The 14,784-nt window shown below is 58.3% G+C and carries 13 protein-coding genes; all 13 read left to right on the forward strand.

Going from position 1 to position 14,784, the window contains the following annotated elements; translation table 11 throughout:
* Positions 1-122: 122 nt before the first annotated feature.
* The 13 genes from M7Q83_RS03570 to M7Q83_RS03630 all read left to right on the forward strand — a co-directional run bounded on the left by M7Q83_RS03570 (position 123) and on the right by M7Q83_RS03630 (position 14,602).
* On the forward strand, positions 123-1,028 hold the full coding sequence (locus tag M7Q83_RS03570; protein WP_298335448.1) for a heme o synthase: 906 nt from the start codon (positions 123-125) through the stop codon (positions 1,026-1,028).
* Positions 1,028-1,648 carry a TlpA disulfide reductase family protein gene (locus M7Q83_RS03575; protein WP_298335450.1) on the forward strand — a complete coding sequence of 207 codons (621 nt, stop codon included), beginning with the start codon at positions 1,028-1,030 and terminating at the stop codon, positions 1,646-1,648. The genes M7Q83_RS03570 and M7Q83_RS03575 overlap by 1 nt, the downstream gene beginning before the upstream one ends.
* A gap of 123 nt (positions 1,649-1,771) precedes the next feature.
* Positions 1,772-2,452, forward strand: coding sequence for a hypothetical protein (locus M7Q83_RS03580; RefSeq protein ID WP_298335452.1), 681 nt, complete (start codon positions 1,772-1,774; stop codon positions 2,450-2,452).
* On the forward strand, positions 2,452-3,369 hold the full coding sequence (locus M7Q83_RS03585; RefSeq protein WP_298335454.1) for a cytochrome c oxidase subunit II: 918 nt from the start codon (positions 2,452-2,454) through the stop codon (positions 3,367-3,369). The genes M7Q83_RS03580 and M7Q83_RS03585 overlap by 1 nt, the downstream gene beginning before the upstream one ends.
* A gap of 13 nt (positions 3,370-3,382) precedes the next feature.
* Positions 3,383-5,332 (forward strand): cbb3-type cytochrome c oxidase subunit I, encoded by a 1,950-nt coding sequence (locus M7Q83_RS03590; RefSeq protein WP_298335456.1) that lies wholly within the window; start codon positions 3,383-3,385, stop codon positions 5,330-5,332.
* On the forward strand, positions 5,332-5,991 hold the full coding sequence (locus M7Q83_RS03595; protein WP_298335458.1) for a hypothetical protein: 660 nt from the start codon (positions 5,332-5,334) through the stop codon (positions 5,989-5,991). The genes M7Q83_RS03590 and M7Q83_RS03595 overlap by 1 nt, the downstream gene beginning before the upstream one ends.
* 100 nt (positions 5,992-6,091) lie before the next feature.
* Entirely contained in the window at positions 6,092-6,892 is an 801-nt protein-coding gene (locus M7Q83_RS03600) for a hypothetical protein (RefSeq protein ID WP_298335460.1), read from the forward strand.
* A complete protein-coding gene (locus M7Q83_RS03605) occupies positions 6,893-7,021 on the forward strand; it encodes a hypothetical protein (protein ID WP_298209331.1) in 129 nt (42 codons plus the stop codon).
* Positions 7,022-7,250: 229 nt separating this feature from the next.
* Positions 7,251-7,781, forward strand: a complete 531-nt coding sequence (gene pyrR, locus M7Q83_RS03610) for a bifunctional pyr operon transcriptional regulator/uracil phosphoribosyltransferase PyrR (protein WP_298335462.1) — start codon at positions 7,251-7,253, stop codon at positions 7,779-7,781.
* Positions 7,782-7,794: 13 nt separating this feature from the next.
* The gene (locus M7Q83_RS03615) at positions 7,795-9,129 is read left to right on the forward strand and encodes a dihydroorotase (RefSeq protein ID WP_298335464.1); all 1,335 of its coding nucleotides are present in this window, start codon (positions 7,795-7,797) and stop codon (positions 9,127-9,129) included.
* Positions 9,122-10,384 (forward strand): glutamine-hydrolyzing carbamoyl-phosphate synthase small subunit, encoded by a 1,263-nt coding sequence (gene carA, locus M7Q83_RS03620; protein ID WP_298335466.1) that lies wholly within the window; start codon positions 9,122-9,124, stop codon positions 10,382-10,384. The genes M7Q83_RS03615 and carA overlap by 8 nt, the downstream gene beginning before the upstream one ends.
* Positions 10,377-13,679 carry a carbamoyl-phosphate synthase large subunit gene (gene carB, locus M7Q83_RS03625; RefSeq protein ID WP_298335468.1) on the forward strand — a complete coding sequence of 1,101 codons (3,303 nt, stop codon included), beginning with the start codon at positions 10,377-10,379 and terminating at the stop codon, positions 13,677-13,679. The genes carA and carB overlap by 8 nt, the downstream gene beginning before the upstream one ends.
* The gene (locus M7Q83_RS03630; protein WP_298335470.1) at positions 13,676-14,602 is read left to right on the forward strand and encodes a dihydroorotate dehydrogenase; all 927 of its coding nucleotides are present in this window, start codon (positions 13,676-13,678) and stop codon (positions 14,600-14,602) included. Before carB ends, M7Q83_RS03630 begins: the two co-directional genes overlap by 4 nt.
* Positions 14,603-14,784 lie beyond the last annotated feature (182 nt).

Consider the following 14,784-nt stretch of genomic DNA (forward strand, 5'->3'; position numbering starts at 1 on the left):
TAGATTGATCTCTATTGGTAGAGACTCTACTGCGTGCTGATGGGGTACCTCGAGTGTGTCAGTAGTGTTTCAAGTGTGTGCAGGGGCTATGTGTGTTGAAACGCGAAGAGGATGAGGTCTAGATGAGAACCTTGCCGTTGTCTGAGGGCAGTTGGGACTGGACCAAGACGGTCAAAGGCTATGTCGGCCTTACCAAGCCACGCATCATCGAATTGCTCTTGATTACGACGGTGCCGGCGATGGTGGTGGCAAAACACGGGCTGCCCTCGCTCTGGTCCATCGTCATCACGGTGGCTGGCGGTACCCTTGCTGCTGGCGGAGCCAACGCGGTCAACATGTGGTACGACCGCGATATCGATGCGCTCATGAAGCGAACCAAGAACCGACCGCTCGTCACTGGTGCTGTTTCGCCGACCGGAGCCCTGATCTTTGCGATCGCGTTAGAGATCGTCGCCTTTACGATGCTCTCCGTCGGCGACAACGTACTCTCCGCTTCACTAGCCCTCTCTGCCGCGCTCTTCTACGTCTTTATCTATACGATGTGGCTCAAGCGCTCGACCTCGCAAAACATTGTGATTGGCGGAGCTGCCGGTGCGGTCCCCGTTCTTGTCGGTTGGGCTGCGGTCACCGATTCGCTCTCCCTCGCTGCCTGGCTCATGTTCTTGGTCATCTTCATCTGGACTCCACCCCACTTCTGGGGTTTGGCTTTCCGTTACTCCGATGATTACAGCGCGGCGGGAGTGCCGATGCTTCCGTCGGTGGCGACACGAAAGCGTTCTGCACGTGATATCTTGATCTACACTTTTGTGCTAGCCGCGACCACCGGCGCACTCGGATTCGTCGCTCATCTCGGATGGGTCTACGCCGTTGCAGCGATCGCTCTCAACGCTGGCTTTATTGGCTATGCGATCAAGCTCTACCGAGATCTCACTCCCAAGGTTGCGATGCGTATGTTCTCGTATTCGATCACGTACCTTTCGTTGCTCTTTGTTGGGATGGCGGTTGATGTGGCGGTTCGGGGTCACTGATGGCGGTTCATGAGCCTCTTGAGCAGCCACGGGTCTCCCGTTTTGGCCCTCGAGTTTGGATCTTCTTGCTGGTGGTATCAGCGATCGTGGTGGTAGCGTATGCAGTCTATGCCGCGTCGCTCTCTGGGGGCAGTTCAACGACCGCCTCGGCCTCGCTTGGGTCGCTCCCCGAGACCAGGTCTGGTACGTCGCCCCTCGTCGGCAAACCCGTCCCGAGCTTCTCGTTGCCGGAGTTGACGGCTGATGCCAAGCCAGCTTCGGGCTCAGTATCTCCTGCGGATTTTGCGGGACATCCTCTGGTCATCAACTTCTTCGCCTCCTGGTGTACGGCGTGCCAGGCAGAGACACCGATGGTAGCTTCCGTTGCTAAAGAGTTCGCTCAGAAGGTCGACTTCCTTGGTATCGATGAGAATGATACTGCGGCCAAGGCCGAGGCCTTTATTGCCAAGGATCATGTGGACTATCCTGTCGTCACCGACCACGCGTCGCTTCAGGGCAAGTACCTCCTGATAGGGTTGCCGACGACGGTCTTTGTGGCGGCGAGCGGCAAGGTCGCAGCGGTGGTACAGGGCCAGATGACCTCCCAGGTCTTAACACATTGGCTTTCGCGGATTGAATGAGGCAAGTTTCCGGTGAGTCATCACCGGAACCGGCTAAGGGATCGTTGAGGTCCTTGGTCGCAACCCTTGTGAGGGGTGTCGGGTTGGATATGGGAATATTGGGATTATGAAAGGGGGTGAAGGTTGAATAAGGGTGCAAGAATTTCGATTGTTCTTGTCTCTGCCGCAGTCGCTGTTGGATTGATTTTGTTTGGTATCTTTGGGTATCTGCGAACCTATCCGCCAACGGTTGTGTTTACACCTTCTCCTACACAACCACATACGGTTGATGTGACGTTACAGGTTGAGGGAGCAGTTGGAACAGGGCCTCACCCAAACTGGGTGGGCTGGTATGCAAAGGATGCACAGGGTAAGTGGGTTCGCACAACTCTTTACCAGGTGCCAGAGAAGACCTATGTGCACGTGACGGTCTATGAGTATGATTCGGGCGGTCCGCTTCGCAATCCATACTGGGGAAAGATCACGGGTACGGTTGGAAACGATGCTGTTCTCAACGGCAAGGAGGTGAGCGTGCTTGATGCGGCGGCAGGCAATGGCGTCGCGCATACCATGGTCGCTCCTGCGTTGAATCTGTCGGTCCCCATGTGGGGGCTGTCCGGTACCGAGAAGACCTTCTGTCAGTCGGGGCCGTGTACGTTGGCAAACGCGCACAACACCGAGACCTTTACCTTCTACACCGGCAACCATCCTCATAACTATCGTTGGCAGTGCTTCATTCCCTGTGGTGCTGGCTTCTTGAATGGGAATGGTGGTCCGATGGCTGAGACTGGGTATATGGCTGGTTTCTGGAAGGTGGTGGCCTGATGGCGGTAACCCAAGAGGACATGAACGAGCGCAAGGAGTATGCGAAGAAGGCCGGTTGGCGTATCTTTGCGATCTGGCTCGTTCTGTCGTTGATCGGTGTAGCGCTGGTGCTCTACGTGTGGGGACCACATATGCCCCCGGGCGATATGACGACTTCGGCTGCCAGCCAGCAGTTCGACTTCAAGGTGTTAACTGCGATGGTCGTTCCGGTGTTGTTGATGGTCTGGGTCTACGGAGCTTGGTCGTTGATCAACTTCCATGCCACCAAGGAGGATCGTGGGGACGGTATTCCACTACGTGGAAACCGCAAGGTTCAAGGTATTTGGTACGTCGGCTCGGCGGTCTTGGTGCTGTTTCTTGCAGGATTCGGCACCTATGAGTTGATCAACGGAAACGGTGTTGGTACTGGTGAGGGACCTTCCCCAATCTGGAAGCCGACGGCGAAGCACATGTTGGTGGTGCAGGTCATCGCCCAGCAATGGCGCTTTACGTACCGTTGGCCGCAGTTCGGTGGGATGGAGACCACTTCGATCGATCTCCCAGCGAATACGACCATCCAGTTTGACGTGACCTCACTCGACGTGATTCACGACTTCTGGGCCTATCAACTCGGCGTCAAGGCCGATGCGAACCCGGATGTCAATAACGTCGCTTACACGACCACCTCAAGCCAACAGGGGCGTTTCACGGTCCGCTGTGACGAGCTCTGTGGTATTTGGCATGGAGCAATGTATAACTATGGACACGTGGTATCGAAGTCGGCGTTCTACACCTGGGCGTCGAATATGGAGGCACAGAACGCTTCGGTGACGAAGTTGTTGCCGCCTTTTGCGACCACGTATACTCCCTCGTACTCCGGTGCAGGTGGAGGTTATTATCCTTCGTATGACCCCAACGGTCATGCGGTGACGTACTAGAAGGAGCTTGTAAATGGCAATTGACATGACGCCAGCTGCCGGGGTGGGTTCTCCGACCGACCTCGAAGCTCGGGGCCTCAAAGCCGCCAAGCCTTGGTTTACTGGCAATATGCTGACCGCCCTCATTGGTGGGGCGATCGGCTATGCCTTTGGCCACTGGCTTGGTAACGCCATTGCGTCGAACTACTCCGTTGTAGCTGATGGTGCTGGCAATGAGGTAGCGATCTACCTCTCGCTCATCATCGGCTGTCTCGGGTGGTTCATAGGGCTTGGTGCGCTGAATTATCCGGTCCAGAAACTCCTGGGACTGGAGCCGATCGATCCTCCAAAGAGTGAGAAGCGGTCGTTTTGGGAGCATTTCACCTACTCGACGGATCACAAGGTCGTCGGTGTGCAGTATCTGTTCGGCATGTTGCTCTACTTCCTCGTTGCAGGGTTGTTAGCACTGGGTATTCGTACCGAGTTGCTCTCACCGGTGAACCATATCTGGGCACCGGATACCTACATCGAGATCGTAGGTGAGCATGGCACCATGATGATGATGATGATGACCTCGATCATCATGGGTCCGTTCGGTAACTATCTGATTCCGCTCATGATTGGGTCGAAGAAGATGGCGTTTCCACGACTCGAGGCCTCGTCCTTCTGGTTCACGGTACCGTCATTCTTCATTCTGCTCTCTGCTCTGTGGCAGGGCGGGTTCCAGTCTGGTTGGACGGGATATGCACCACTATCGATTCAAGGAGGTCCAGGTCAAAGCGACTATGATGTTGCCTTCGCCTTGATGGCCCTGTCGATGATCTGTGCGTCGATCAATATGACTGCTACTATCATCAACTACCGAGCACCGGGTATGCGCTGGTCGCGGATGCCGATCCTTGCCTGGGGTATGATTACGGTGGCCTTCACGATGCTGCTTTCGGTACCGGTCCTCTTCGATGGGCTCTATGTGATGAGTCTTGACCGAGGCGTGCGTACTGCGATGCTCTATGCGGGCCATGGGGGGAGCTCCTTCCTTTGGGAGAACCTCTTCTGGTTCTTTGGACACCCCGAGGTCTACCTGCTGGCGTTGCCGGGCTTCGCTCTCACCGTTGAGCTACTTCCCGTCTTTGCGCGCAAACCGGTCTTTGCGCTGAAGACTTCGACGGCGGGTCTCATCGGAGTGGCGGTATTGAGCTTCTTCGTGTGGCAGCACCACCTCTTCATGTCGGGCATGAACCCGGATATGCGTCCGTTGTTCATGTTGACGACAGAGCTGATCTCCATTCCTACTGGGTTCTTGTACCTGGTGGCGATGGGTACGGTCTGGCGTGGCAAGATCCGCTTCGAGGTTCCAATGCTCTTCCTCTTGGCAGTGTTCTGGAACTTCCTCTGGGGTGGTGTAACTGGTGTGTACAACTCTGACGTTCCAGTGGACGCCTTGGTCCACGGAAGCTTCTTTGTTATGGCCCACTTCCACTTCACGATTATGGGGCAGCTCATCTTCGCGGTCTTTGCGGGCGTCTATTACTACGTCCCCTTGATCTTTGGTATCAGATTGAACGACAAGCTTGGAAAGGTCAGTTTCTGGATCATCTTTGTGGCCTTTAACTCCACCTTCTTGCCGTTGTTCATGATCGGGCTGTTGGGTCAGCCGCGACGTGTCTTTGAGTATGCGATTCGTCTGCAGCACCTCAATCAGTGGGTCTCGGTCTCCTCGTATGTCCTGGGTTTTGGTATCTTGTTGTACGTGTTCAACCTCATCTGGTCGCTTGCGGTCACGAGGACCCCTGCTGGTCCTAACCCGTGGGAGTCGCGAGGTCTCGAGTGGCAGGTGGGTTACCCAGTGCCGCGCGATAACTTTGTGAAGATTCCCGTGGTGCACCGTGATCCGTACGGTTATGGAACCGGTGATGATACGCCAGTGGCTGACTTGAATCCCGTGGGTGACAAGGCTGCGGTGGTAACAGGAGGTGATGCGTAGTGGCTACTGATGTGCAATCAGCCGATGCGCAGCCGGTCATCGATGAGGAGCAGTACTACCATGACGCCCAGTTAGGTGCGCTCTGGACTGCTTCGCGTACCTTGATACCGGTGGTAGCGGCGACCTTTGGTGGCATCTACTTCGCCTATTTCTACCTGCGGTCGCTCAACTCGAATGGGTTGTGGGATCCGCATGGGCAGACGGCGTCGAAGATCATCGGGTTGTCGATACTGTTGTTGGTCCTTGTTGGGACGGCCTTTCAGTTGATGGCAGGACGACGGCTACGTAGAGGATTTAGTACGGACTTCATCGTCGGTACCGCTGCGAATGCGTTGTTCCTGGTGATCGCCACCGGTCTGCAGATCTGGGAGCTCACACGGCTCCCATTTCCGCCAGCAGCGAGTGGGTATGCCGGGGTCTTCATCGCGTTTGGACCCATCAATGCACTTGTCATCGGGCTTAGTGCGTATTGGGTGTTCACGTTGATGATGCGTGCGATTAGGAGCTATAACTTCTACCGTGCTGATGGCGGTATTGGGATTTCGGCGCATCGTGCAGCCGAGAACTTCCGTGCCAATGTCGACGGTTTCGGAGCCTATGGCATCTTCTTTGCGCTGTTGTCGATCCTGTCCTGGTACCTGTTCTACGTTCTTCATTAGGAGAGCGTTCGCACGGTAGTTATTGTTGGGTTGTCGGTAGTTACGAGTTGGAGCGAGAGGGAGTAATGGTCACGGTGGTGAGTAGAGAGGTGAGTGTGCGATGATTTCGTTGATAGTCATTGGGCTCTTCTCGCTCTCGTGCGTCATCGCGGGCGTTTACCTCGTCCGACGAGCGGGTAGTGTTCGAGGCATTCGGGGAAGGTTGGGACTTGCGGTGCTTGCACTCGGTGTTCTGATGAACCCTGCTTCTATCGATTTCGCTACCCGGTCCCTCTGGTTCCACTCGTTGCTGTTGGTGTTGGTCTCGCTCTGGCTCATCTTGGTGGTGCTCTCCAAGGAGGTTATCCGTGGTATCGACCGGATCAAGGATCGTGGCCGCTGGGCCGTGCTGGGTCTCCAGTGGGTCTGGGGACTGGTCGTACTGCAAGATATTCTGCTCTGGGTCGGTTTCCAGGATGGTTTCGAACGCGCTGCGGCAAACGATCCGTTACTGTTGGCTGTATTGATCTACCTTGAGGTTGCAGCCTCGGGTGCGATCATCTACGTGCTCTCCGGTGATGGGCGGCCGCGGGTGACGCACGTACGTCAGGTGATCATCGCCTGGTCGTCCGCGATGGTCATCATGGCGCTAGGGGTGTCGTTGGGTCTCTCCGGTCCTTGGTTCGGTTTCGTTTCGGCGTCGGCTGCGGCGTTACACCAAGAGGCGGAGCAACAGATTGCTGCCGTCATCTTCGTCATCCTCGGAGGTGCTCCGTGGTTCCTTATCGGTACGCAGAAGATGCGGCTGTGGCTGGAGTCAGAGGAGCGCGAGGCGGTGGTGAGCTTTGCCTCTCCGGTGCATCGTTTTGGTCGTTCGGTTAAGGTCAATCAAGTGAGGCGGGGGCGCGTTGAAGGGAGGTGAATGATGTTCGGAAGTGTAACTGGTTATACAGCTGGTGCTGATATGACTTTTGCCATCCCGATTGGTATCTTTGCTCTGTCGGTGCTCTATGGCTTCTTTGCGCGGAAGAAGTTGTCAAAGCGCCGCTAGGTCGGCAAGTGTAGAGGTGTGAGTCCCGGTGTTGCCGGGGCTCTTCCTCGTTTTGGGGCCGAATGGTCGGGCCCTCTGGTGTTCTGGTTTGGCAACGCGCGCATGGGTGGGCCGGAACGGTGTCGGCTGGATGTCGATGTGCTGAAGCGCGTCACAGAGGCTAGATGGCACGACTAAGATCGTATCGACCGTTAACTGAGTCCCGTGAGGCTCGGACGGAAGGAGATGCATGTCGCGTAGTTCGGTACTGCTGGACGGGGTTGATGTGGAGCGCGTAGTCGCCCGCATGGCCCATGAGATTATTGAGCGGCTTCATCTGTCTCCCGCTTCTGCTCGATCTCCCTTGTCGGTTGTTGGAATCCGGTCTGGCGGTGTGTGGTTGGGGCAGAAGCTCAGCGATCGCTTGATCGAGTATGCGAAACTTGAGATCGCCTTCTCCGAGATCAATATCGCCTCCTTCCGTGATGATCGTCCGAGGACGGCAGTCCTTGACGCGGCAGGGGTTGACCAACAACTTCCAGCCGAGGGTGGCGTCGTGATCCTCGTCGATGATGTGATCCAGAGTGGGAGGACGGCTCGGGCTGCATTGGAGGCCATTCTCTCGAACTACCGGCCTGCACTGATTCAATTGGCCGTCCTGGTCGACCGCGGCCATCGGGAACTGCCGATCTGCCCAGATTATGTGGGGAAGAACCTGCCCTCGGCGCTGTCGGAGTATGTTGCGGTGACTCCTCAGGGTGTCACGATTCATCGGGCATAAGGAGGCATTCAGAGTGCAGACGCTCTTTACCGATGGGATGGTTTTTACGGGGCGCGAATTTCGAGCGGCCGATCTCCTCGTGGTAGATGACCGAATCGTCGCGATCGGACCAGGCCTGAGTCGAGGCGATGTTGAACGCATCGTCGACTGTGAGCAGCGGGTGCTCGCTCCCTCCTTTATCGATCTCCATGCGCATCTGCGGTATCCAGGGATGGGTGAGGTTGACGATCCGGCCAGCATCGCCGCTGCCGGGCTTGCCGGTGGCTTTGGTGTGATTGTCGCGATGGCCAACACGGTGCCGGCTATCGACTCGCTCCCACGATGGGAGAATGCGTTGGCATCCTACGCTGGGCTCCCGGTCGAGGTGGTGCAAGCTGCGGCCGTCACGATGGGCCGTGAGGGTCAGGAGTTGGTGGATTTCGCCGCGCTCGCCCAGGCGGGTGTGCTGGTGTTTAGTGATGATGGATCCGGTATTCAACGCAGCGATGTGATGCGCGATGCATTGGAGGCATCCGCGTCTTGGGACGTCGTCATCGCGCAACACAGTGAGGATGCGCTATTGGCCTCCGGTGGGTCTGTCAACGATGGGCCTTTCGCCCAGGAACTAGGGTTGTCGGTGATACCTGAGGTTGCGGAATCGGTGATGGTCGCCCGCGATATCGAGCTGCTCAAGGTCATTCCGGGTCGATTGCATCTTCAGCACGTGACCTCGCGGGAATCGCTCAACCTCTTCCGTCAGGCCAAACGTGAGGGCCTACGAATCTCCGCCGAGGTGACGCCTCATCATCTCCTTCTCTCTGATCGATACGTGGCATCGGGAGATCCGAACTTCAAGGTGAATCCTCCGCTGCGGTCGGTGGCGACGCAGATGGCGTTGGCCCAAGGGTTGCTGGATGGAACCTTTGATGTGATCGCTACGGATCATGCCCCCCATCCTCCGTCTCGCAAGGATCTCCCCTTCGCTGATGCGGCCTTTGGCATGCTGGGTCTCGCCGAGGCGATGGCGGCCGCTTGGACGGCGCTTGGGCGTGGTTTTGGGGATGAACAGGTGCGGGTGGAGTTCGGCCACGAGCCTTCTGGGCCAGCGTGGAAGGCGCTCGGACGGTTGTTGGGTTCGCTTACCTCTGGGCCAGGTCAGATCTTGGGTCGGTCGATAGCCTTGGAGACTGGCAAGCGTGCTGATCTGGTCGTGATCGATCCCAATCGAGGGCCAAGGGAGGTCCCGAGCCGGTGGTACCGCTCGCCGAACTCTCCCTATCGCCAGGAGACTCTCATGGGTCGAGTCGATGCGCTTTGGTTGGCGGGTAGGCAGCTGGTCGCAGATGGCGAGGTGATTGTCGGTGTCTGAGGGTAGGCGCAACGAGGATGATGCTTCACCGCTCGAGCAGCGAAGGGAGCACCCCCACCCCGATCTTGGAGCCCAAGATTCCTCGAGGTACGTAGGATTCGAGCGGTTCAAGGACGAGGATCTGCACACGACACCGGGTTGGCTCGTTCTCAAAGACGGCACCCGCTTCCCTGGTGAGTTTGTGCACACATCTCTCTCTGCCACGCCAGAGCCGGTTACGGCTGAGGTGGTCTTCAATACAGCGATGAGTGGGTACCAAGAGGTGATCAGTGACCCCTCGTACTACGGTCAGATGGTCTGTTTCACGACCGCCCAGCTCGGCAACTACGGGGTGACCGCGGCTGATTTCCAGAGTGAGAGGGTCTGGGTGGGGGCGGTGCTCGCGCCGCGCTACACCACCCGCGTCTCGAACTTTGCGGCTGAGCGTTCCCTCCTCGAGGTGCTGGAACTAGCTGGAGTGCCACTCTTTGTGAACTTCGATGCGCGTGCCCTGGTGCGCCATCTTCGCGATGTGGGTGCGATTCCAGGCCGGTTGACGACCGAGGATCCAGAGGTGGCCTTTGCCCAGGTCCGTGAGGCCGTCGGTACCGACGGCAAGAACCTGGTCGACGAGGTGTCGACGAGGTCGGGGTATACCATCGCACCGCTCGCTGGGTCTCCGGCTGGGTCGATGGCGCGACTTGTGGTGATCGACTACGGGATCAAACGGGCGATGTTAGCAAGCTTGCGGGGTCCGTGGGAGATCGTGGTGGTCAACGCGGCTCTTTCCGCGAACCAGATCCGTTCCCTTAATCCCTCGGCGGTGTTTCTCTCCAATGGACCCGGCGATCCAGGTGCACTCGGAGAGAAGGTCGATACCATCGCTGCGCTCTTGGGGGAGGTGCCGGTTGCCGGGATCTGTCTCGGCCACCAGTTGCTCGGTCTGGCCCTTGGTGCTACGACCTACAAGCTCAGGTTTGGACATCACGGTTCCAATCATCCGGTTGCACTTCTCGATGATCATCGGGTTGCAATCACCGCGCAGAACCACAACTATGCCGTCGATGAGACCTCGCTCGCCGATCTATCGGTGAAGGTGGAGGTCACCCATCGCAACCTCTTCGATGGTGTGGTCGAGGGCTTTCGCTGTCCCGAGCTACGGGCGCTCAGTGTCCAGTATCATCCGGAGGCGGCCCCTGGTCCCCTCGAGGAGCGCCGTTCGATGGCCGCTGCAATCGCTGGACTCATCGGCGAGGAAGGTAGCGCACATGCCTAGGGTCACGGGGATCGCATCGGTGTTGGTGATCGGGTCAGGACCTATCGTGATTGGCCAAGCTAGCGAGTTTGACTACTCCGGTGTGCAGGCCTGTCGGGTCCTCCGCGAGGAAGGCATTCGGGTGATTCTGGCCAACTCCAACCCGGCGACCATCATGACCGATCCTGAGTTCGCAGATGCGACCTATCTCGAACCCCTCACCCTGGACGTCATGATCAAGATCATCGCAAGAGAACGGCCCGATGCCTTGCTCCCGACACTCGGTGGCCAGACCGCACTGAATCTCGCGATGGAACTTGACGCTAGTGGAACCCTTGCGCGCTATGGCGTGCAGATGATCGGTGCGAAGCCGGAGGCGATTCAGGTCGCTGAGAGTCGTGAGGACTTCAAACAACTCCTGATCTCGATGGGTTATGAGCAGGCCACCATCAAGGGTGGCATCGCTCGTTCCATGGAGGACGCGAGGGGTATTGTTACCAGCCTCGGCTTCCCGGTGATGCTGCGGCCATCCTTCATTTTGGGTGGAGCAGGCACGGGTATTGCCCACTCAGAGGAGGAGTTCCAGTTGATGATGGAGGCCGGTCTGCAGGCCTCTCCGGTCAACGAAGTGCTCATCGAGGAGTCGATCGCCGGCTGGAAGGAGTTCGAACTCGAGGTCATGCGCGACGCCAAGGATAACTGTGTCGTCGTCTGCTCAATCGAGAATGTTGACCCTATGGGGGTCCACACTGGGGACTCCATCACGGTGGCGCCGATCCAGACGCTGACAGATACGCAGTACCAGGAGATGCGCTCACTCTCCTTCGCGGTACTGCGCGGGGTGGGTGTCGAGACCGGTGGATCCAATGTCCAGTTCGCCGTCGACCCCGCTACCGGTCGGATGGTCGTCGTGGAGATGAACCCTCGGGTATCGCGCTCCTCGGCCTTGGCCTCGAAGGCGACGGGCTTCCCGATCGCGAAGATCGCAACCAAGCTTGCCCTCGGCTATACCCTCGATGAGATTCGCAACGATATCACGGTGGTGACACCAGCGAGTTTTGAGCCAGCGCTTGACTATGTGGTGGTGAAGATCCCACGCTGGGTCTTTGAGAAGTTCGAGGGAGTTCCCGAGGTACTATCGACGTCGATGCAGTCCGTTGGTGAGGCGATGGCGATTGGCCGTAGTTTTGCCGAGGCGCTCCAAAAGGCACTCCGTTCGATTGAGCGCTCGCGGGACGGACTCAACGCTGACGAAGGTGAGCGGCCCTTTCGGCAGTTGCGTGATGAGGAGCTGCGTAAAGAGTTGGCGATCGCCTCGCCGAGTCGTATCTTCTTGGTCGCGGAGGCGCTCTATCGTGGCTTGGGCATCGAAGAGGTGCACGCCACGACACGTATCGACCGTTGGTTTCTGGGCGAGATCGATCGCATCGTTCGCATTCGGCGTTGGTTAGAGGGTCTCTCGGGAGACCTCGCGAACTTCGGCCGTCGTGAGCTGCTCACCGCGAGGCGTGCCGGTTTCGGCGATGCACAGCTGGGGTATCTCTTTGGGGTTGACCCATCGCAGGTGCGGTCGCACCGTCTCGCCCTGGGGCTGGCGACGACCTACCAATCCGTTGACACCTGTGCAGGAGAGTTCGAGGCCCACACTCCCTACTTCTACTCCTCCAATGAGGAAGCGACAGAGGTCACCGGGTTTGAGGCCCCGACGGTGATCATCCTCGGCTCTGGTCCGAATCGGATCGGTCAAGGGATTGAGTTTGACTACTGCTGCGTGCACGCGAGCTTCGCACTCCAGGAGATGGGGTACCGCACGGTGATGGTGAACTCCAATCCTGAGACGGTCTCGACCGATTATGACACCTCCTCACGGCTCTACATGGAGCCGTTGGCGCTCGAACACGTCTTAGACGTGATCGAGACTGAGCGGGCGCAGTCGGATCTACGCGGGGTCTTTGTCGCCTTCGGCGGGCAGACACCCCTCAAACTCGCTCGCCACCTCGATCCGGAGCTGATCCTTGGCACCTCTGGTGCTGCGATCGACCGTGCAGAGGATCGCAACCGGTGGTCTGCGTTATGTGAGTCGTTGGGTATTCTCCAGCCACCCGGAGCTACGGTGACGAACCTTGAGGAGGCACTCGCAGCGGCGGCCAAGGTCGGTTACCCGGTACTCATTCGCCCTTCGTATGTGCTTGGTGGTCGGGCGATGGAGATCGTGGCCAACGAGGCTGACCTGCGTCATAGCTTCGCTCGCCTTGCTTCGCTCGCCGATGAGGGCCAGATCTCGCAGTCGCGCCCCGTGCTGATCGACCGGTTTCTCGAGGATGCGATCGAGGTGGATGTCGACGCCGTGCGTGACAGCACGGGAGAGGTGCTGATCGGCGGCATCATGGAGCACGTCGAGGAGGCTGGGATCCATTCTGGTGATTCGGCCTGCGTTCTGCCACCGGTGACGCTGAGCCCGACGGTGTTGGCACGGGTCGAAGAGATCATACGAGCGGTGGCCAACGAGCTAGAGGTCGTGGGACTCATCAATATGCAGTTTGGTATCAAGGATGAGACGGTCTATGTGATCGAAGCCAATCCGCGTGCCTCTCGAACCGTTCCCTTCGTCGCCAAGGCCACCGGCATCCCCTTGGCTAAGATTGCGGCGCGGGTGATGGTGGGAGAGACCCTTGCCCAGCTGCGGGCTAGCGGAGTTCCGACCGTTCGACGCGGTTCGCACTACTCGGTGAAAGAGGCGGTCCTCCCCTTCCATCGCTTCCCAGGAGCTGATTCGTTGTTAGGCCCCGAGATGCGCTCGACCGGCGAGGTGATGGGGGTTGATACGACCTTTGAGCTCGCTTTTGCAAAATCACAGATCGCCGCCGGTACCGTGCTGCCCCATGACGGTATGGTCTTTCTGTCCCTTGCAAATCGAGACAAGGCGAGTGGCTTAGCTCTGGCTCGGCAGCTCGTTGATCTCGGTTTCACACTCGCTGCGACCTATGGCACCGCAGGCTTTCTTCGCAGCAACCAGGTCCCGATCGAGATCCTTGTTGACAAGGTGCACGAGGAGCGGGTCAAAGATGTCGGCACTGCTCGGGACGGCTCGGTCGACGCTGTCTGGTTGTTGAACTCGAGGCAGGTCGTCTTGGTCATCAACACACCGGAGGGTTCGGGTCCGAGGGTTGATGGCCAGCGCATACGAGCGAGCGCGCAACGCCTTCGGGTGCCCTGTATCACGACGATGTCAGCCGCGCTGGCGGCTCTCGGTGGGATTCGTGCACTACGGGCCTCCGGGTACGCGGTGGCACCAATTCAGGAGTATCACGGGTGACCGAGGCGGTTGACCTGAGTGTCACCCTCGGTACGCAGCGTCTGCAGAACCCTATTATGACGGCTGCGGGCACCGCAGGTTATGGGGTTGAGTTCTCCAACGTCATCGATCTCAGCGCGCTGGGCGCCCATGTGGTCAAGTCGCTCGCTATCTTTGCACACGAGGGTAATCCGAGGCCACGACTGGCACCCTTGCCAGGTGGCATGTTGAACGCGGTGGGATTGCCAGGTCCTGGTGTTCGGGGTTGGTTGCGCGAGTACTATCCTTCACTGCTCCGCTCAGGTGCGAACGTTGGGGTGAGTATTTGGGGGAGGACCATCGACGAGTATGTCGAAGCGCTCGAGGTGTTGCTCGTGGGAGCTCCAGAGATCGCCTTTGTCGAGCTCAATATCTCCTGTCCGAACACTGAAGCAGGAGATCGGCTCTTTGCCCATGATGCGAAGGCAACCACGGCTATTGTTTCTCGATGTCGGCGGGTCTGCACCCAGGACCTGTTCGTCAAGCTCTCTCCCAATACCGAGCACGTGGTCGAGGTCGCAGCCGCGGCAATAGAGGCCGGGGCGAGCGGTCTCGTCGCCATCAACACCGTCTTTGGGCAGTGGTTGCGAGGTGGGGGGCCAGCGCTCGGTACCGCCAGGGGTGGCGGTCTCTCTGGCTCGCAAATTCATGGAATCGCTTTGCGTATTGTTGCCGACCTACGAGCCCGCTTCCCTGATATTCCTATCGTTGGAGTAGGCGGTATTAGTACCGTGGATACGGTTATTAGTATGCTGGCGGTAGGGGCGAATGCTGTCCAAATCGGGACGGCCAACTTCGTCGATCCTCGCCGTCCGCAATTGCTTGTGGAAGAGCTAGCGGCTAGGCTGAGAAGCGTCGGTAAGGATTCTCTTCGCGAATATCTGATGGGTCTGCGAAGCTCGTAGCTGCTTCGTTTCGCCTCGTGGGCAAGCGGTCGCACAGATGGCTCAAGAGGCGTGGGTGTTGCGAGCGGACTTGATGGTGAGTGGGGCATCTTGCGAGGTGGAGTGCCTTTCGCCAAAAGCTGTGAACTGGAGCCGTGTTGTGCGAGCGGCGCTCGAGGTGGCTCATGGAGAAGGCGGCTGAC

The organism is Ferrimicrobium sp. (genome assembly GCF_027364955.1).
Lineage (GTDB): Bacteria > Actinomycetota > Acidimicrobiia > Acidimicrobiales > Acidimicrobiaceae > Ferrimicrobium.

What these genes read in the sequence shown, in the direction of transcription:
- M7Q83_RS03590 (WP_298335456.1), top strand. Translation starts at nt 3,383, where the DNA reads ATGGCAATTGACATGACGCCAGCTGCCGGGGTGGGTTCTCCGACCGAC.
- M7Q83_RS03605 (WP_298209331.1), top strand. Translation starts at nt 6,893, where the DNA reads ATGATGTTCGGAAGTGTAACTGGTTATACAGCTGGTGCTGATATGACT.
- pyrR (WP_298335462.1), top strand. Translation starts at nt 7,251, where the DNA reads ATGTCGCGTAGTTCGGTACTGCTGGACGGGGTTGATGTGGAGCGCGTA.
- carB (WP_298335468.1), top strand. Translation starts at nt 10,377, where the DNA reads ATGCCTAGGGTCACGGGGATCGCATCGGTGTTGGTGATCGGGTCAGGA.
- M7Q83_RS03585 (WP_298335454.1), top strand. Translation starts at nt 2,452, where the DNA reads ATGGCGGTAACCCAAGAGGACATGAACGAGCGCAAGGAGTATGCGAAG.
- M7Q83_RS03575 (WP_298335450.1), top strand. Translation starts at nt 1,028, where the DNA reads ATGGCGGTTCATGAGCCTCTTGAGCAGCCACGGGTCTCCCGTTTTGGC.
- M7Q83_RS03570 (WP_298335448.1), top strand. Translation starts at nt 123, where the DNA reads ATGAGAACCTTGCCGTTGTCTGAGGGCAGTTGGGACTGGACCAAGACG.
- M7Q83_RS03600 (WP_298335460.1), top strand. Translation starts at nt 6,092, where the DNA reads ATGATTTCGTTGATAGTCATTGGGCTCTTCTCGCTCTCGTGCGTCATC.